Annotated in this window: 18 protein-coding genes; 3 read left to right on the top strand and 15 right to left on the bottom strand. The window is 51.6% G+C overall.

What is annotated here, in order from left to right; all coding sequences use genetic code 11:
• Positions 1 to 99: 99 nt before the first annotated feature.
• Positions 100 to 600 (top strand): type IV pilin protein, encoded by a 501-nt coding sequence (locus ACQY36_RS05240; RefSeq protein WP_428078170.1) that lies wholly within the window; start codon positions 100 to 102, stop codon positions 598 to 600.
• Positions 601 to 664: 64 nt separating this feature from the next.
• Here ACQY36_RS05240 and ACQY36_RS05245 read toward each other — a convergent pair whose 3' ends face one another.
• The 8 genes from ACQY36_RS05245 to ACQY36_RS05280 all read right to left on the bottom strand — a co-directional run bounded on the left by ACQY36_RS05245 (position 665) and on the right by ACQY36_RS05280 (position 8,844).
• A complete protein-coding gene (locus ACQY36_RS05245) occupies positions 665 to 2,389 on the bottom strand; it encodes a proline--tRNA ligase (protein ID WP_428078172.1) in 1,725 nt (574 codons plus the stop codon).
• A gap of 32 nt (positions 2,390 to 2,421) precedes the next feature.
• A complete protein-coding gene (locus ACQY36_RS05250; protein ID WP_428078174.1) occupies positions 2,422 to 3,003 on the bottom strand; it encodes a hypothetical protein in 582 nt (193 codons plus the stop codon).
• A gap of 14 nt (positions 3,004 to 3,017) precedes the next feature.
• Positions 3,018 to 4,100 (bottom strand): flavodoxin-dependent (E)-4-hydroxy-3-methylbut-2-enyl-diphosphate synthase, encoded by a 1,083-nt coding sequence (gene ispG, locus ACQY36_RS05255; protein WP_428078176.1) that lies wholly within the window; start codon positions 4,098 to 4,100, stop codon positions 3,018 to 3,020.
• A complete protein-coding gene (locus tag ACQY36_RS05260) occupies positions 4,087 to 5,211 on the bottom strand; it encodes a M50 family metallopeptidase (RefSeq protein WP_428078178.1) in 1,125 nt (374 codons plus the stop codon). The genes ispG and ACQY36_RS05260 overlap by 14 nt, the downstream gene beginning before the upstream one ends.
• Positions 5,212 to 5,220: 9 nt before the next feature.
• Positions 5,221 to 6,420, bottom strand: a complete 1,200-nt coding sequence (gene dxr, locus ACQY36_RS05265; RefSeq protein WP_428071226.1) for a 1-deoxy-D-xylulose-5-phosphate reductoisomerase — start codon at positions 6,418 to 6,420, stop codon at positions 5,221 to 5,223.
• Positions 6,417 to 7,235, bottom strand: coding sequence for a phosphatidate cytidylyltransferase (locus tag ACQY36_RS05270; RefSeq protein ID WP_428078180.1), 819 nt, complete (start codon positions 7,233 to 7,235; stop codon positions 6,417 to 6,419). The genes dxr and ACQY36_RS05270 overlap by 4 nt, the downstream gene beginning before the upstream one ends.
• 197 nt (positions 7,236 to 7,432) lie before the next feature.
• Complete coding sequence (locus tag ACQY36_RS05275; protein WP_428071222.1) at positions 7,433 to 8,149, bottom strand: DNA alkylation repair protein; 717 nt, start codon at positions 8,147 to 8,149, stop codon at positions 7,433 to 7,435.
• Entirely contained in the window at positions 8,146 to 8,844 is a 699-nt protein-coding gene (locus ACQY36_RS05280) for an isoprenyl transferase (protein ID WP_428056710.1), read from the bottom strand. The genes ACQY36_RS05275 and ACQY36_RS05280 overlap by 4 nt, the downstream gene beginning before the upstream one ends.
• A gap of 504 nt (positions 8,845 to 9,348) precedes the next feature.
• Between ACQY36_RS05280 and ACQY36_RS05285 the strand changes: the two genes are divergently transcribed.
• The gene (locus ACQY36_RS05285; protein ID WP_428078182.1) at positions 9,349 to 9,861 is read left to right on the top strand and encodes a type IV pilin protein; all 513 of its coding nucleotides are present in this window, start codon (positions 9,349 to 9,351) and stop codon (positions 9,859 to 9,861) included.
• A gap of 65 nt (positions 9,862 to 9,926) precedes the next feature.
• Here the strand turns inward: ACQY36_RS05285 and frr are convergent, their stop codons facing one another.
• On the bottom strand, positions 9,927 to 10,490 hold the full coding sequence (gene frr, locus ACQY36_RS05290; RefSeq protein WP_428056709.1) for a ribosome recycling factor: 564 nt from the start codon (positions 10,488 to 10,490) through the stop codon (positions 9,927 to 9,929).
• Between the two features lie 478 nt (positions 10,491 to 10,968).
• On the opposite strand from frr, the gene ACQY36_RS05295 reads away from it, so the two are divergent.
• Positions 10,969 to 13,035, top strand: a complete 2,067-nt coding sequence (locus ACQY36_RS05295; RefSeq protein ID WP_428078184.1) for a bifunctional glycosyltransferase/CDP-glycerol:glycerophosphate glycerophosphotransferase — start codon at positions 10,969 to 10,971, stop codon at positions 13,033 to 13,035.
• A gap of 105 nt (positions 13,036 to 13,140) precedes the next feature.
• On the opposite strand, the gene pyrH is transcribed toward ACQY36_RS05295, so the two are convergent.
• From pyrH to ACQY36_RS05325, 6 genes are all read right to left on the bottom strand, one after another.
• On the bottom strand, positions 13,141 to 13,863 hold the full coding sequence (gene pyrH, locus ACQY36_RS05300; protein ID WP_428071218.1) for a UMP kinase: 723 nt from the start codon (positions 13,861 to 13,863) through the stop codon (positions 13,141 to 13,143).
• A 224-nt stretch (positions 13,864 to 14,087) separates the two neighbouring features.
• The gene (tsf, locus tag ACQY36_RS05305; RefSeq protein WP_428071216.1) at positions 14,088 to 14,909 is read right to left on the bottom strand and encodes a translation elongation factor Ts; all 822 of its coding nucleotides are present in this window, start codon (positions 14,907 to 14,909) and stop codon (positions 14,088 to 14,090) included.
• Between the two features lie 92 nt (positions 14,910 to 15,001).
• Positions 15,002 to 15,997: a 30S ribosomal protein S2 gene (rpsB, locus tag ACQY36_RS05310; protein ID WP_428071214.1), complete on the bottom strand. Its 996-nt coding sequence runs from the start codon at positions 15,995 to 15,997 to the stop codon at positions 15,002 to 15,004.
• A 167-nt stretch (positions 15,998 to 16,164) separates the two neighbouring features.
• On the bottom strand, positions 16,165 to 17,328 hold the full coding sequence (locus tag ACQY36_RS05315; RefSeq protein ID WP_428071212.1) for an MFS transporter: 1,164 nt from the start codon (positions 17,326 to 17,328) through the stop codon (positions 16,165 to 16,167).
• Positions 17,329 to 17,423: 95 nt separating this feature from the next.
• Positions 17,424 to 17,894 carry an LA_2272 family surface repeat-containing protein gene (locus ACQY36_RS05320; protein ID WP_428056704.1) on the bottom strand — a complete coding sequence of 157 codons (471 nt, stop codon included), beginning with the start codon at positions 17,892 to 17,894 and terminating at the stop codon, positions 17,424 to 17,426.
• Positions 17,895 to 17,965: 71 nt separating this feature from the next.
• Entirely contained in the window at positions 17,966 to 18,481 is a 516-nt protein-coding gene (locus tag ACQY36_RS05325; protein WP_428071210.1) for an LA_2272 family surface repeat-containing protein, read from the bottom strand.
• Positions 18,482 to 18,517: the final 36 nt, after the last annotated feature.

Genomic DNA, 18,517 nt, shown 5'->3' on the forward strand with positions numbered 1-18,517 from the left:
TTTTTTTTTTTTGATAAATTGGAAAAAGCACGGCCCGTCTTGCTTGGCGTTTCTATACGGCATCTGTGCTGGGCAAATCTGCGTTTTTCCGGAGTATTTATGAAAAAAGGTTTTACTTTGATAGAATTGTTGGTTGTCGTGCTTATTATTGGCATTTTGGCGGCGGTTGCGTTGCCGCAGTACGAAAAATCGGTGGAAAAATCCCGCGCCGCCGAGGGGCTGGCGATGATGAAAAGCCTGGCTGTAGGGGTGGAGGAATATGTGCTGGCCAACGGGACGCTGCCCTCCGGGTTTGACCAGTTGAGCGTCGTTCCGTCCAACGTAACGCCGGACGGGGGCGGATGTATCAGCGGGCGGAGTTTTAAATTCTGTATCCAAAACGGTCCGCGTTTGCAGTCCTGGAGCTTAAAAAAGAGCAGTTACGGATTTATCTGGTATTCGTCCATACAAAACATCGGCACGCCCGGCAAAAAGTTTTATTGTTTTGTACAGGTGGGCTCAGACGCCGATAAAATGGGGATTTGCAAACTTATCGGCGGGAAAGATAAAATCACCAGCCCGACGGCGGGCGCCGCATACGAGTGGTACGCGCTGGACTAAACGGCTTGGACATACAAAAACCCCGCGGGCGATAAGCCGGCGGGGTTTTAAAATATGCGGCGGACTATTTACCGGCGGCTTCCGCCAGTTTTTCCACGGCTTCCGCCAGACTCCAGCGTACGGCTTCTTTGTCCGTGCGCTTTTTATATTCGCACTGTCCGTCTTTTACCGTGCGGCTGCTGACCACCAGGCGGTAGGGCAGACCGATGAGGTCCATATCTTTAAACTTAATGCCGGCGCGCTCGTTGCGGTCGTCCAACAGTACGGAGAATCCGCGCGCTTCCAATCCGGCGGCGATTTCGTCCGCGTGTTTTTTAACGTCCGGGTTGGAGTCGTAATCAATCGCCACGAGGGCTACGTCAAACGGGGCCAGCGGCGCGGGCCAGATGATGCCGTTGTCGTCGTGGGACTGCTCAATGGCGGCGGCCACCACGCGGCTGATGCCGATGCCGTAGCAGCCCATAATCATGGGTTTGGAAGTTTGGTTTTCGTCTAAAAAGTTGGCTCCCATGGCGGCGGAGTATTTCGTGCCGAGTTTAAACACGTGCCCGGCTTCAATGCCGCGCGTGAAGGTGAACTCTTTGCCGCAGCGGGCGCATTTGTCGCCGGCGGAGGCCATTTTTAAGTCGGCATATACGTCCACTTTAATGTCGCGGCGGGGGGTAACGTTAATGGTGTGTACGTCTTTTTCGTTGCCGCCGGAAACGCCGTTGACGATGTTTTTAACATAGTTGTCGGCGTAAATCATAACGGACGGATTTTTTTCTTTCAGCCCCTGCGCGCCCGCAAAACCCACAAACGAACCCGTTACCTGCGTGTAAACTTCTTCGGAGGCTTTTTCCAGCTCGTTGCATTTTAAGAGGGCTTTGAATTTGAATTCGTTTAATTCGTGGTCGCCGCGCACCAGGGCCACCACGGGTTTGCCGTCGGCGGTAAAGACCAGCAGTTTAATCAGTTTGGAAGTGGGCACGTTTAGCATTTCGGCCACGTCTTCCACCGTGTAGGCTTTGGGGGTGGCTTGCTTTTCCATCGGTTTTAATTCGGCTTCGTCAATTTGAATTTCTTCGGGGGCCTGGATTTCGGCTTTTTCCGTATTGGCGGCGTATCCGCAGGAAGTGCAGTCCGCAATGGCGTCCTCGCCGGTGGCGGCCAGCACCATAAATTCGTGCGAAAAGTTTCCGCCGATGGAGCCGGTATCGGCCTCTACGGCTTTAAATTCAAATCCGCAGCGTTTAAAAATGCGCTGGTAAGCGTCGTACATTTTTTGGTACCAGTCGTTGGCGCCCCGGTCGTCGGCGGCGAAGGAGTAGGCGTCTTTCATGTAAAACTCGCGTGCGCGCATAACGCCGAAGCGGGGGCGGATTTCGTCGCGGAATTTGGTGCCGAACTGATAGAGGCACAGAGGGAGCTGTTTATAGGAAGTGGTGTCTTTTTTGACCAGGTCGGTGATGACTTCTTCGGCGGTGGGCGCAAAGCAGAATTCGGCCTCTTTGCGGTCCGTAAAGCGCAGGAGCTCTTTGCCGTAAAACGTCCAGCGGCCGCTTTCTTCCCACAGTTCTTTGGGCTGTACGAGCGGCAGCCACACTTCGCACGCGCCGGCGCGGTCCATTTCTTCGCGCACGATGTTTTCCACCTTTCTAAGCACTCTCAGGCCCAGGGGGAGCCATTCGTAAAGCCCGCTGGCCACCTTGCGGATAAGGCCCGCGCGAATCATCAGTTTGGCCGAAAGGGTGTCGGCGTCTTTGGGAGCTTCTTTTAAAGTAGGGATATAGTAATTAGAGAGTTTCATAAAATTAAGAGTCCTTTATTTAAAATATATATTTAGTTATTAAAAAAATCATCTTTTTGATTAATATAACCTTTGTTGTAATTGGGGGGGATGGCAAAATCAGTATACCCTTTTTTGGATATATCATTGCGATGACAATTACCTATTTGTACATTTTTTTGTTTTTTAGTAAAACGGCCCACCGTATTGCAAAATTCTTTACTACGCAAGAAAATATTTCTACATCCTTGTGATAATGCATCGGATTCAAAGCCTTCTTGAAAAGCATCAATAATTTTTCCATTAGCATTTACTTTAAGTGCAATATAACATGTATAATCATATCTGGCAATGGAATTAGCATAGAAAGTTTCTTGGTTCTTGGTGGCTAAAGTGGTTGTTCCATCAGTTGAGATGCTTTTTAAGCGTTGTACCCCATTTCCCCAAATATATATTGTGTTATTTCCGGTTGTAGTAGGGAACACTTCACTAGGCATTCCATAAATATCTCTGGCTAATTCTATTGGCTGGTTTTGTAGAATCCATGTGGCATTTTTGACCGACTTCCAATTCTTTCGTACACCACAAGCACAAGAAAAAACCAATATGATGAAAAGCAAAAATAGATTCTTCATAATGAGTATCCTGTTTATTTTTTCCACGTGTTAATTTTTTCAATTAAAAAATCTACCCATTTTTCCTGGGGGAGTTTGAACATCGTTTCGCCGTGTTCAAAGTATAAGCCTTCGCCTTTGCCGCCGGCGATGCCAAAGTCCGCGTCGCGCGCTTCGCCCGGGCCGTTTACCACGCAGCCCATCACGGCGATTTTAAGGCCGGTGGCTTTTTGAAGGAGGGCTTTGTCGGAATAAATTTTTTCTTCCAGCGCGTGTACGGTGCCCGTTACGTCCACCTGCGTACGGCCGCACGTGGGGCAGGAAATCAGGTTCGGGCCGTATTCGCGCAGGCCGAGCGCCTTTAAAATTTCATACGCGGCGCGCACCTGCATACGCGGGTCTTCCGTCAGCGAAACGCGGATGGTGGCTCCGATGCCTTTTTGCAAAAGCGTACCCAGCGCCACCGCGCTTTTGACGGTGCCGCTTAAAAAGCTGCCCGCTTCGGTAAGGCCGATGTGAAGCGGAATATCGCTCTGGCTTGCAAACAGCTCGTTGGCCAGCACGGTGCGTTTGAAATTATCCGACTTTAAAGATACCACTACATTTTTAAAGTTCAGCTGTTCCAAAATGTTGGCCTGTTCCAGGGCTTCGTTTACCATCACTTCGGCCCATTTTTCGTCGGAAAGGTCCATCTTTCCATCCACGCTTTTTAAATACTTTACGCTCCCGGCGTTTACGCCGATGCGGATGGCCGTGCCGTGGTCCAGCGCCGCTTTGACGACTTCTTTGGTGTTTTCCACCGCGCCGATGTTGCCCGGGTTGATGCGCACCTTGTCCACGCCCTGTTTAATCGCTTCCAGCGCGAGTTTATAGTCAAAATGAATGTCCGCCACCAGGGGGGAGTGAATGCGCTTTTTGATGTCCCCGATGGCCAGGGCGGCCTGCATATCGGGCACGGCCACGCGGTTGATTTCGCAGCCGGCGTCTTCCAGCAGGTTAATTTGGGCGGCCGTTTTTTCGGCGTCGCGCGTGTCGGTATTGCACATACTCTGCACGCGCACGGGGTGCCCGGTCCCCAGGGTAAAAGGGCCTACTTTTACTTCTCTAGTCTTGTACATGTTCCGCCTCCGCGGGTTGGCTGTCGGCGGCCGTCTGCGTTACGGCGGCGGCCGCTTTGGGTTTAAAGAAAATGCGCTTTATGTCGGAGTACGAGGCGTAAAGCACCAGTAAAATTAGCAGGTACATACCCACGTTGGCGGCTTTGTTGAGCATATTTTCCGTCGGGAGTTTTTTGGTTAGCCCTTCCCACAGATAGACGAGGGCGTAGCCGCCGTCCAGTATCGGAATCGGGAACAGGTTAAACATCCCCACGGCCAGCGAGAGCATGGCGATTAAAAACACAAAATCCAGCAGGCTCGTGTGCACCGATTTATGGATGATGTTCACAATGCCAATCGGGCCCGCGAGTTCGGGAGCTTTTTTCTTGGTAAAGCTTTGCGCCAGGGAAGAGAGGGAAAACTTCGTCCAGTAATAGCACTGGTACACGCCCAGCCCCGCGGCTTCCCACAGGGAAACGGGTTTATAAACGGGGCTTACCGTAATGCCCAGCACGGTCGGGGCGTCCTTTTTAAAGTCGGCGTCTTTGACGAGCGCGCTCATCGCCTTGCCGTCCCGTTCGTAGGCCAGCGTTACGTCTCCTTTGCGCGCGGCCATGGCCTGTGTTAAATCCTGCCAGGTGGCGATGTTTTCGCCGTTAATGGAGCGGATAACGTCGCCCGCTTGTAAATCCAGCTTGGCGGCGGGATAGCCTTCGGCTACCGCACCGACGGCGGCCGGGAGTTTGAGGGGATCCGTCTCCGGCATACCCTTGATGTAAATCAGCGTGGAAAAAATGACGGCGGCCAGCAGGTAGTTAAACAGCGCGCCGTTTACCACCATAAAGAACTTGGCGTACCATTTCTTAGCCGCAAATTCGTACGGTTTGGGCGGTTCGGGCGCGTCCTGCGGGTGGAACATCGGGCCGGCGGGTTCTACAAATCCGCCGAAGGGAATGGCGCGGATTTGATAATCCGTATCGCCCGCCTTTTTATGCCACAGGATTTTGCCGAACCCAAACGAAAATTCGTTGACGCGGATGCCGGTTAAGCGGCAGGCGATGTAGTGCCCGAATTCGTGCACGATGACGATGGGGCTTAACACGACGATGACGGCTAGGACGGATAAAAGCATGGGTTTCTCCTAAATAACGGCTGTTTTATAGCTCTTTTCTTTCAGGCAGGCCGCCGCGGCTTCGCGGGCCCACCGGTCGGCTTCCTGCGCCTGGTTTAAGGTGGCTTCGCCCGACGTCTGCGGGGCGGATTTTAATACGGTGTAGATGAGTTTGGGGATATCGGTGAATTTGATTTCTTCCTTTAAAAACGCGTCTACGGCCGTTTCGTCCGCCGCGCTTAATACGGCGGGCAGGATTCCTCCCTTGCGGGCGGCCGCGAGGGCCAGGTCCAGGCAGGGGAAGCGGGTTAAATCGGGTTCAAAAAATTCCAGCTTGGCGGCTTCAAACAAATTGAGTTTTTTTACCGGGCCGGCCGCTCGTAAGGGGTAGGTGATGGCGTACTGGATGGGCACGCGCATATCCGGCTCGCCCATTTGCGCCAGAATCGCCCCGTCGTTAAATTCCACCGCCGAATGCACGATGGACTGCGGATGAATGACGATTTGCACCTTTTCTTCCGGCAAATTAAACAAATTCATAATTTCAATGGCTTCAAAACCCTTGTTCATCAGGGTGGCGGAATCTACCGTAATCTTTTTGCCCATCTTCCAGCGCGGGTGGTTTAAGGCTTCGGCGGGGGTAACCGTGGAGAGCGACGTTTTGCGCTTGGCAAAGGGGCCGCCGGACGCGGTTAAAAACACTCGGGAAATCTCGGACGAGAGCTTTTGGTAGCCGTGCTCGTCCGCCATGCCCGCCAAACATTGGAAAATGGCGGAAGGTTCGCTGTCTACCGGAATGATGGCGGCTTCCCAGCGTTCGCATTCTTTCATTAAGGTTTTGCCGGCCATAACCATCGGCTCTTTGTTGGCGAGCGCAATCGTTTTGCCGGCTTTAATGGCGCTTACCAGCGGCTGGAAGCCCACCGCGCCCACCACGCCGCTGATGATGAGGTCCGCCGTCGGCAGAGAGGCCATAAACATCAGGCTTTCAATTTCCGGCGGCAGGAGGCGCGTGCCTTCGGGGATTTGGTCTTTGATTTTTTCGTAGCTTTCCGGACTCATCACCGCCGCAAAGCGGGGGCGGAAAGAGTGCAGCTGTTTTAAAAAAAGTTCGGTATTGCTGTTGGCCGAAAGCGCCATCACGCGGTAATCTTTACCCAGCCGCGCAATTACGTCTAACGCCGACGTGCCGATAGAACCGGTGGAGCCCAGAATCACGATATTTTTCATAACGTATAAAGCACCACGTAATAAAACAGGGGAGCGAGCAGCAGGTACGAATCAAAACGGTCCAGAAACCCGCCGTGCCCCGGCAGGAGGTTGGAAGAATCTTTCACCCCGGTGGAGCGTTTGATGACGGATTCGGCCAGGTCGGACACTTGGCCCACCACCGCAATTAACAGCCCCAACAGCACCGCTTCTTTAACGGAAAACCGCGTGGAAAGGAACAAATGCCGCATCAGCACCGCGCCGCCTACGGCCAGCAGGGTGCCGCCGACGGAGCCTTCCCAGGTTTTCTTGGGGCTGACTTCCTGGTTCAGTTTATGCCGCCCGAAAAAGCGGCCGCTGAAATAGGCCCCGGTGTCGCACACCCAGACGGTGATAATCATAAAGAGCGTGAGGTATTCGCCGTAAGTTGCAATATCGCGCAGGTTCACCAAATGCGCCAGCGACCACGGAATTAAAAATACGCCCGTAAACGTGTTGCAAACGCGGTCCCACGAGCGTTTGGGGGTGAGGACTTCAAAAAGCAGTACGCCGAAAATTACCACGCTGACGGAGAAGGGATAGAGGTTGTCCGGCAGTTCCAGACCGGCGGCGCCGCTGCGGCCCAGGACGGCCACCACGGCCATGAGCAGGCCGAAAATCATCAGGCTGGGCATATGCACGGGCTTCTTGCCGGCGGTAAGCACCAGGCCGTACTCGTAGAGGCAGAGCAGGATTACACAGCCGACAAAGGCCATATAAATCACGCCGCCAAAATGGATGGCGGCCAGAACAACGGGGATCCCTATCAGGGCGGTTAAAATTCTGGATAATAGCATATCTTTATTTTACTATATTTGGGCCTTCCAGGCCGCGGTTCTCTATGCGCGCTGGTATGATTAGCGGGGCCACACTGCGGGTGCAAGGACGCGCCCCTACAAAACAGCTTGGCGGGCCGCGGTTCTCTAGGTGCGTTGGTGTAATTGGCGGGGCCCATCGCGGGAGGAAAGAGGCTTCCTTATAACAGCTTGGCGGATTACTTGCGCTTAGCCACCATCGCTTTAATTTTGGGGCTTTTCAGTTCCCACACGGCGTTGGAAGCCACCCAGCGGGCGGCTTTGTTGTCTTCGTACAAATCTAAAATTTCCGCGGCGCAGGCCAGCGCTTTGGGCGTGAGGCGCGGGTTTTTCTTGCCAATGTTGCGAAGCGCCCAGTTGACGGCTTTATGCACCATCGGGCGGGGGTCGCACGCGTGGTTTTTGATGAGCGGAAGCATTTTGATTAATTCTTCTTCCGTTGTTTTGGCGCGCGGAACGGCCAGCGCGGCAATCACCGCAAAGCCCGCGCGGCGGACAAATTCTTCTTCGCGTTTAATCCACCGCTCCGCCAGCTTTAACGGGTTTTTGACTTTGGAAAACAGGTTGCCGGCGCAGAGGTCGCAAATATCCCAGGAATTAAGCTCTTTGGCCCACTCGTCCAGTTTCGGGTACGTCATCTGCGCGGGGTCCGCCAGCATGGAGGCCATAATGCGCGCCTCGTGTACGCCGGTGTCCCACAGCGCGTCGGCCAGTTCCTGGTCCGGGCGCGGAAGACCCTTGACCAGCAGCCTAAGCGTGGTAACGGGCGTGCCCAGGGCTTTTTCGGTCTGGATGCCGAATTTTTCCCGCATTTGTTTTTTGGTGGCGGGAGAGGAAAAGCGTTTAATGCGTGCGAGCATTTCCTGCGCGCGGGAACGGATTAAAGCGGAGCTCATAATCCTCCGAAGCGGCGCACGCGCGTCCGGTAGGCGGCAAGGGCTTTTTCAAATTCCGCGCCGTCAAAATCCGGCCACAGAACGGGGGTAAAATAAAACTCGCTGTAGGCGGCCTGCCATAATAAGAAATTGGACAGACGTTCCTCTCCCGACGTGCGGATAATCAGCTCCGGGTCCGGCAGGGACGGCTGGTAGAGGTGCGCCTGGATGTCCTGCATGGTAATATGGGTTTTCCCTTCTTGAATAAGTGCGTTGGCCGCGTGAACGATTTCCTGCCGCGCGCCGTAATTAAGCGCCAGGTTGAGCGTCAGGCCCGTATTGGCCGCGGTGGAAGCGACGGCGTGCTCTATTTTTTCCACGATGGCGGGGGGGAGCCGGTCCTTTTCCCCGCTGACAAGCAGCCGTACGCCGTGTTTGGCCGCTTCTTTGGTGTAGCGGTCCAGCGTTTGTTCCAGCAGTTTTAACAGGCCGTCTATTTCGTCCTGCGGGCGAACCCAGTTTTCCGTGGAAAAAGCGTATAAAGTAAGGTATTTGATGCCCGTGCGCTGTGCGGCTTCCAGCGTGCGCTGTACGGCTTGGGCCCCGGCGTTGTGCCCGGCCAGGCGCGGCAGACGGCGTTCTTTGGCCCAGCGGCCGTTGCCGTCCATAATCACGGCTACATGCCGCGGGAGAGGGTTTTTAAGTTCTTCGGACATAAATATATTTTAGCTTTTTTGGCCGCCGCCTGTCTGCGCGGCATAACGGGCAGCCGCCGGGAGTTCGCTTTATGCCAAAGTATGCGGTTCCTCCAGTCAGTTATGTCCGCATAGAAAACCACTCCCCGGAAGGGAGCCTTGCAGGCCGTGCAGACTTTACGGTACTTGGCAACATTGTTTAAACAGTGTGGCTCAATTAGTCGGATGTACCCGCATAGAGAGCCGCCCCCCCGAAAACTTTTGCATCCCCGAATGTTTCTCTCCCAACTATCTAAAAGTACCGTTTATTGCCAAGCCCTGGTCAGGCCAGAGCCCCAAGGACTGGACCCTGCGGGCGGCTTTTCGGGCTCGCTGTTACGGTGCTTGGCGACATTGTTTAAACGGGGTGGCTCAATTAGTCGGATGGCACCGTCAGGGAAAGGGAGGGGCGGCTCGCCCCTTGACGCGTTTTTTTTTTTTGATAAATTGGGAATATCAACTTATATAAATAGGGGGATATATCCCATGCAAAAAAGTCTCGGATTTACGCTTATAGAGCTGTTGGTGGTGGTATTAATTATCGGTATTTTGGCGGCTGTTGCCGTGCCGCAGTATCAGGTAGCCGTGATGAAAAGTAAATTAATGGCTATGATGCCTTTACTCCGTTCTATCAGTGATGCGGAAGACGCGTTTTATTTGGCCAATGGGTATTACACCCATATCAAAAATTTGGATATAGCTCTGCCACAGGATTTTATACATCAATATGCTGATAGAGATTTCTTTTGGGCTGATGGAACATATGTTACGCAGTGTGGCAAGGGATGCGGTGGGGCAAATGGTCAAACCGTAACAGGCGGGCTGTACTTGATTTTAGGGAACACGGGGACCCCGAAAGTGGCTATTACTTTTTACGGGCAATATTCTACTGAATATCAAAATAGGCGTGTATGCAGGGGTAACGATTCTTTAGCAAGCAAAGTATGTAAAAGTTTAGGCGGAGAACCCATAGATAACAGGCGATGGCTTTTACCTTAAATATGGGAAAAATATCAATAAAAAACCCGCTTGTGAAAGCGGGTTTTTTATTGCAGAACGGAAGCTTAAATCTTCATAATTTCGGCTTCTTTGTTTTTAATCACTTGGTCAATTTTCGCGATGTGCGCGTCCGTCGTTTTTTGCACGTCGCCTTCGTAGCGTTTCAAATCGTCTTCGGTAATTTCGGCGGCTTTCTGCGCTTTTTTGAGTTTTTCAATCACGTCGCGGCGTTCGTTGCGCACGGCCACTTTAAAGTCTTCGCTCATTTTGGAGACGTTCTTCGCCAGCTGTTTGCGGCGGTCTTCGGTCATGGAAGGAAGCGTTACGCGGATGACTTTGCCGTCGTTGACGGGGCTCGCGCCCAGGTCGGCTTTTTGCAGGGCTTTGTCAATATCGTTGATGGAGCTTACGTCCCACGGCTGGATTTCCAGGGTTTTGGCGTCCAATACGTTGATGACGGCCATTTGTTTAATCGGGGTTTGCGTGCCGTAATAATCTACGCGGATGTTTTCCAAAAGGGCAGAGCTCGCGCGGCCGGTGCGGATGGTGGCCAAATCGCGTTCCAGACGGGCGACGTGCTCGGCCATATTGGTTTTGGTTTTGTTAAGCAGATTGGTAATGCCTTCCATAATAAAAAGTCCTCTTCTGTTGAAATGTTATTTTAATTATAGCAATTCTGAGATAAAAAATTCTTATTTATGATAAAATATAAATAGAATTTTATAGTTTTTGAGGAGAGTTTGCAATCATCCCGAGTCTTGGAAACTGAGGCTCGTTACAATTTGTCTGTTTTTGGAAGTCTATTGAAAATAGGGTATTTGGGCAACCAAATTCCAACCACGTCCAAAAACAGCTGGTTTAGGCGGAATACACGGCGGGGTAGCTCCCTGCTGTGTATTCCGCCGAGTGTTCCGCCCATAGAAATATGGTGCGGAACTACGGCTGTTTAATGGCGGTACCGTGGTTGGACCCGCTGTTATTCAGCCGTTTTTTGTTTTCAGGCAAGGGTAGGCTTCCCGTTTTTCTCCTGATATACCTCAGGGGAGCAGAAGGGAGCAAGCCTCCGCCAAGAGAATACTCCCTTCTGCCTTGTATGGAGGAGGGAATATGAATAAATGTTTAGTTTCTATTATTGTTCCTGTGTATAATACCGAAAAGTATTTACCTCGCTGTTTGAATTCTTTAATTGCACAAACCTACAAGAACATAGAAATTATTTGTATCAATGACGGTTCTACGGATAATTCCCAGAAAATACTTGCGGCTTTTGCTTCTGCGGATAAACGTATTTGCGTTATCACACAACATAATGCTGGGCAGGGCGCCGCCCGCAATAAGGGGCTGGGCTTGGCCGGCGGGGAATATGTTGTGTTTGTGGACTCTGATGATGTTTTGCACCCTCAAGCGCTAGAACTTACGATTTATCTGCTGCAACAAGAAAATGCCAATGTGGCAAATTTTAAATTTTTTCCTGTGGAAGAAGGGAAAATAAATTTTTTACCGCTGACGCTAGGCGGTTTGGATTATATTGTATCAGATGTACCGCTAGCTTTAGGGTGGGGGGAAGAAGAATATAAAATATCCTTAACGGCTGGCGGTTTTGTATATCACCGCGAAGTGATAAAAGATGTATTTTTCCCGGAAGGGGTGCGTTTTGAAGATGTTAGTTTTGTTTCTGCCGTACTCCTAAAACGTCCCCGGATGGTGGTATTAAGCGAACAGCTGTACGGCTATTTTTCCCGGCCCGGCAGTTCTTCAACGCGGCCTAATGACGCGGGCACAATCCGGGAGTATTATACGGTGGTTAGGTCTATTGCCGACCGGCTGGCGATGGCGGCGGCTGACGATTGCGAACTATGGAAAAATAATTTTCTTCCTAAAATTCTGCACGACCAGATTTACCGCATCCGGCATACAAAGAATAAAGCGGAACGCGCCGCAATGAAAAGAATTTTCAAAGGGGAACTGCTCTTTTTGTACAATCGTAATTTACTTGCCGTCAAAAGTTTAAAATGGGGGGATAGGTTATACTGTTGGTTGATGATGTTTTTAGTTGATATTGATAAATGGTATTGTGTAAAAAGATATGCCAAACATATTGTCCGGTTAAGAAGAAAAAATAAAATTAGAGTTGGTTTTTTAGTCCGAGAAAATTGTAAGTGGTCGTATGCTTCCGTTTATAAATTGTTTCAAGAAGACAGTCGTTTTGAGCCGATTGTTTTAATTGTTGACGAGAAGCACAAATTGTGTAATCTTGCAAAAAATATCCAATTTTTTAAGCGCTATCATTATACCGTAATTAAAAATAAAAGTGATTTTGTCCGTTCAAATATAGATATTATTTTTTATGAACAGCCCTGGTTTGATTTAGGTGGGAATTTCACTCCTAAAAAATTATCCAAATACGCTTTAACTTTATATGTACCGTATAGTATAGAATTAGATAATCAAAAAGATATTATTTTATCTACCGCTCCTTTTTTAAATACTGTATATAAAGTATTTGCTTTTAACGATAAAGTATGTGAGGAATTAGCTTCCTGGGGTATAGAGAATACCCTCTCGGCGGGACATCCTCGTCTGGATGTCTTTTTGCCTTGTGTTCCAAAACCATCTGTCAGCAGATGGAAGGATGGAGATAAGGTTAGGATTATTTATGCTCCGCATCATTCTTTTGGGGATAGCTTTTTAAAACAAGCTTGTTGGGAATGGTGCGGGCGGCATATCTTGTCTCTGGCACATACATATAAAAATACTACCCAATGGGTTTTTAAACCTCACCCTCGTTTTAAATATGAGTTAAGCAAACTGTTAGGAAGCGTCAAAGCACAGGAGGTTTTTGATGATTGGGCTGATGTCTCCACTATATGTGAAGATGGGGATTATTTTGATTTATTTAAAACGGCTGATTTGATGATTTCGGACTGTTGCAGCTTTAAGATAGAGTGGTTACTTACCGGAAAACCATTTATTTCGTTAGTATCCCATTATTCCGGTGCATATCAACTAAAGGGGATTGAATCTTATGCCCAAGCGTATTACAAGGCCAGTTCCGTGGCAGACATAGATAAATTATTTTATATGTTAACGCAAAAACGGGAAGACCCTAAAATCAACCAGAGAAAACAATTGTCTGCACAAATACCGCTTGGGGGCCGGAAATATAATTTATAGATATATAAAGAACCTGACAAATCCGGCTTTTCCATAAGGGAAAAGCCGGATTTTACAAACTCCTTACAGAATGCCCCGGGCGGGAGTCCGGGGCGTTTCACAATTTTAGTAAATAGTCGTGCCGATTTCTTCCCCGCAGAGCGCTTTTTGAATATTGCCTTTTTGGTGCAGGTTGAATACCTGAATGGGCAGTTTGTTTTCCATACAAATCGCCAGCGCGGCCGTATCCATAAACTGGAGCTGTTTGGCGATGGCGTCCGTGTAGGTAATGCGGCGGATGAGTTTGGCGTCCGGGTTTTTCTTGGGGTCGCAGTCGTACACGCCGTCCACCTGCGTGGCTTTTAACAGCACGTCGGCATTGATTTCCGAGGCGCGCAGCGCGGCCGCGCTGTCGGTGGTGAAAAAGGGGTTTCCGGTTCCGCCGGCAAAAATAACGATGCGGCCTTTTTCCAAGTGGCGCAGGGCTTTTCTTCTGACGAACGGCTCCGCCAGCTGATAGATGTTAATGGAAGTAAGCACGCGGGTTGGCACGCCGGCTTCTTCAATGGCGGACTGGAGCGCAATGGCGTTAATCACGGTGGCGAGCATGCCCATACTGTCGGAATTGACGCGGTCAATCACGCCGCCGCCGTCGCGCACGCCGCGCCAGACGTTGCCGCCGCCGATGACGATGGTCAGTTCGCAGCAGCTTTTTTTGTACGCTTCGGCGATTTCCTCGGCGATTTCTTTTAAAGACTGCGGGTTAATGCCGCGGTGCCCTTCGGTGCTTAAAGCTTCGCCGGAGAGTTTAAGTAAAATTCTTTTTTTGCGTTGGCAGCACGTTTCCATGGGGGATCTCCTCGCTTGGTCGGATTTAGCGTATATTTTTATTATTGTAGCACAAAATATTGCCGTTCGGCTTTCTTGTAAAAAGCCCGTACATCAAACCGTTGACGGACCAACGGGTCTTTTGCCTTTTTGTCCAAACGGACGGGCCGGAGGCGCAGCCGGCAGGGATATTTATAAAATACGGCATAAAAAAGAACCCCTCTTGCGAGGGGTTCTTTGTAGAACTAGAAGCGAACGAAACGGACGACTTTCAGTTCGCAGCCAAGCGCTTTGGATTCTTCGGCCAGGTAATCGGCAACGGTTTTTTTGTTGTCTTTAATGGTCGGCTGTTCCAAGAGGCAGTTTTCTTTGGCAAACTTTTTAACTTTGCCGGGCAGCATTTTTTCAATGGCTTCGGCGGATTTGCCTTCGTTTTGGGCCTGCGTTTTGTAAATGTCCAGTTCGCGGTCAATTACGTCCTGCGGGATGTCTTTCGCGTCCACCCAGCCGCTCTGCATACCTACGGTGTGCATCGCCAGGCCGCGGGCGATATCGGCCACTTTCTGGGCGTCTTTGCAGGCGCCGGATACGGCCAGCTCCAGCAGGGAGGCTTTTTTATTGTCGGAGTGGACGTAGTAAGCCATCACGCCGCCTTCGGCCGGCGTCCAGTTGTAGGCGCCTTTGAGGGTGGTGTTTTCGCCGAATTTGGGAGCCTGCTCCGTAATTACGGCTTTGATGTGTTCGTCGTTCATATAATCCGCGCCGGGGTGTTCCAGCACGTACTGGGCCAAATCGTCGGCCAGTTGGATGAACGCGTCGGTCTTGGCCACAAAGTCGGTTTCGCAGCCCAGGTAAATCATCGCGTAGTTTTTGCCGTCGGTTTTAACGGAAACGCGGCCTTCTTTGGTTTCGCGTTCGGCGCGCTTGGCCATGGCGGCCAAACCTTTTTTGCGCAAGAAGACGATGGCCTGTTCCATGTCGTTGTTGCACTCGGCCAGCGCTTTTTTGCAGTCAAGCATACCAGCGCCGGTTTTTTCTCTTAACACTTTGATGTCGTCTAAAGACATTGGTCTCTCCTCTGAGTTTAAGGTATACGAATAAGGATTAAATCTGAGTGGAAAGTTCCCGGGCGGGCCCGGGAACTTTCACGGGAAGCGGTTTATTTGGCTTCTTGCGCCGGGGCTTCTTCTTCCGTTTCGGCTTTGGCTTTCACGGTTTTTTTAGCTTTGGCGGCAGCCGGTTTTTTGGCGGCCGTTTTCTTTTTGGCGGCCGGCTTTTCGGCTTTTTCTTCTTCAGCCGCAACTTCTTTGGCTTCTTCGTTGACGGCTTCGTCGGCTTTTACCACTTCTTCCACGGCCGCGGCTTCCACGGCGGCGGGTTCGGCGTTTTCGGCCGCGAGCATCGCGGATTCAAAGGCCTGGGCCATTACCGGGTTGTCGGCGGGTTTGTTTTCCGCGGCTTTGACGGCTTCCAGCTCGGCTTTGCCTTCCAGAATAGAGTCCGCAATCGCGCCGCAGAACAATTTGATGGAGCGGGCGGCGTCGTCGTTGCCGGGGACGGGCACGCTGATCAAATCCGGGTCGGCGTTCGTGTCGCAGACGGCCACCACCGGGATGCCCAAAGCATGGGATTCGCGCACGGCGCCGGCGGTGTCCACCGGGTCAATGACGAAGACCACGTCCGGCAATACTTTCATATCGCGGATGCCGCCCAGCAGTTTCTGCAGGCGCAGCATTTCTTTGGTCAGGCGGCTGGCTTCTTTTTTGGAGATGGCTTTGAATACGCCGGAAGCTTCCCATTTTTCCAGTTCGTTGAGTCTTTCAACCGATTTTTTAACGGTTTGGAAGTTGGTCAGCGTTCCGCCGAGCCATTTTTCGTGGATGCAGTAAGCGCCGCAGCGGGCGGCTTCGGCCTGGATGGCTTCCTGGGCTTGTTTTTTGGTACCGACGAACAAAAATTTGGAGCCTTTTTTGCTTTCTTCTTTAATGAAGGCGCAGGCTTTTTTGAGTTCTTTGGCGGTTTTCTGTAAGTCTAAGATATGGACGCCGTTTCTTTCTCCGAAGATAAAGCGGCCCATTTTGGGGTTCCAGCGGGAGGTTTGGTGGCCGAAGTGCACACCGGCTTCCAGCATGGCTTTCATAGATACGTTGCTCATTAGTTGTCTCCTGTGGCGTCAGCCTGAATTAGGGAAGAGGATTCCCCGGCGGCTTCGGCCTTCGGTGTCGTCGGGACAGGCTTTGATTTACGAACTTGTTTCGCTCTCCCGCTCATATTACACCTTATAATTATTATAGCATAAAGAAGGAATTTTAACCAAACCGCTCAGCGCGCCCGGGCGCGGGGCGCCACAAAACTGACGGACAGGCCCGCACACGCCATAATAAAAAAGGCCGTGCGCATATTGCTGGCTTGGGAGATAAACCCGATGACGGGCGGGGTAAACAAAAAACCGAAAAATCCGATGGTGGACACCGCCGCCACCGCCATGCTGGGCGGCATACGGGTGCTTTTTCCGGCCAGGCTGTAACACAGCGGCACGACGGAGGAGAAACCCAGCCCCACCAAAAAGAATCCGGCGCAGGCCGTCCAAAACGCGGGAAGAAGCACCGCCAGCAGAAACCCGCCAAACAGAATAAACCCGCTGGCGCGGATGACGTTTAACGAGCCAAAGCGCGTGGCAAAATAGTCGGCGGAAAAACGCCCCAGGGTCATGGCCGTCATACAGGCGATGTAGCCGGCGCGGATTAAATGGTCCGCCGGGCGGACCACCTGCATAAAATAAACGCTGCTCCAGTCGTACATCGTGCCCTCGCAGGACATGGAACAAAACGCCATCAGGCCCAGCAGTACAATATATAAAGAAGGACGCGTAAAGGTTTTGGGGCGGTTGCTGGATACCGTTATTTTGCGGTCCCGGGGCAGCATGGAAGCATACATGGAAATCAAAATGGCCATACAAACAAAGAAGGTCATTAAAAAATGCTGGCGGGGGGATACGCCGTGCAGCGCCATCCAGCTGCCCAGAAGTCCGCCCACGACGCCGGCCAGGCTCCACATCCCGTGAAACGAAGCCATAATGCTGCGGTTATACAGTTTTTCCACGCCCACGCCCTGCGTATTGACGGAAATGTTGGACAGGTTGGACGTAATGCCAAAGAAATACAGCGCCGCGCCCAGTTCCCAGCGGCTGGTTACTCCGCCCAGTAAAATAAGCGCCAGGGGATAAAGCACCGCCGCAACCGACAGCATTTTCCGGCTGCCGAAACGGTTTACCAGCCAGCCGGACAGGGCCATGGCCGAAAGCTGCCCGGCGGGAATTAAAAACAATACGCCGCCCAGCTGCGCGTCGGAAAGCGAAAGGGCGGATTTAATGTCGGGGATACGGCTGGCCCAGCTGGAAAACACCAGGCCGTGAATAAAAAAGAAAGACGAAGCGGCAATTCGGTAAAACCGCTGTATGCGGTGCGGAAGAAAACCGGATGACATATATAATATTTTACCTTTTTTCGCGCGCCGTGCACAGAGGGAACAAAAAACCGCAGGCCTTACAAGGCCCGCGGTTTCATATCGGTAAGGTTTGATTAGAAGCGGCCGTTGACGAGCACCATCACCGGGAACCAGCCGTTCTTGGCGATGTTGACCAGCCCCACCTGCAGCCCTTTGATGGTTTGCACGTTGTTGACAAAACCAATCTGCACGCCGTGGAGTTCTTCGGCCTGGTTGTAGAAGCCGAACTGCACGCCGGTCAAGTATTGGTGGGAAAGGTTGACGGCGTTTAACTGCGCGCCGGTCAAAGTGTCCGCGCGGCCCAAAAGCGCGCTCTGCACGCCGACTAAATCGCCGGCTTTGCCGTACACAAAGTCCCACTGAACGCCTTTGACGGAGGCGGTGTCGGAACCGATACCGATTTCAACGCCGGTTACGCTTTGGGTGTTGTTCGGAAGGGCCACGGCCAGTTTACCCCACAAAGACAGTTTGACAATTCCATTGTCGCCCGCGAAGGCCGGAGCGGCGCATAACACGGCGGCTAACAAGACAGCTATTTTTTTCATAGACTTCTTCTCCTTTCTTCTATCCTAATTTGGAAAAGACCCCGTTTGGCGGGGCCTTTTCTTACAGCGAACTAAAAGCGTCCGTTCACCAGCACCATCGCCGGGAACCAGCCGTTTTCGGCGATGTTTAAAATGCCGATCTGCAGGCCTTCAATGGTTTTGGCGTAGTTGACAAATCCGATTTGCGCGCCGTGAATGTATTCCGCCTGGTTGAACAGGCCGAACTGTACGCCCGTGGCGCTGTGGTTGGACATATTCACAAACCCCAGCTGCGCGCCGTTTAAGTTTTCGGCTTTGGTCAGCAGGGCCGACTGCACGCCGTAGACGTCGTTGGCCAGGTTGATAATCCAGGCCATGCTTACGCCTCTTAATTCGTATTCGGTCTGCGCGAACAGCAGGTCCAGCTGTACGCCCGTTACGGTGGCGGATTTGGAGCCGATGCCAAAATCCAACCCCTTAATTTCCTGCGTGTTGGCGGGAGTGGCGATGGCGATATGGTCCCACAGCGAGAGTTTCAAGGCTCCGCTCTGCGCCGCCGCCGGCATAGCCGCCAGCAGGGCGAACGCTAAGATTGCTAATTTTTTCATCCTGGGTACTTCCTCCTATTTTTTGATAAAGTGTCC

Origin of the sequence: Candidatus Avelusimicrobium alvi, from assembly GCF_958451995.1 — a bacterium.
GTDB classification, from domain to species: domain Bacteria; phylum Elusimicrobiota; class Elusimicrobia; order Elusimicrobiales; family Elusimicrobiaceae; genus Avelusimicrobium; species Avelusimicrobium alvi.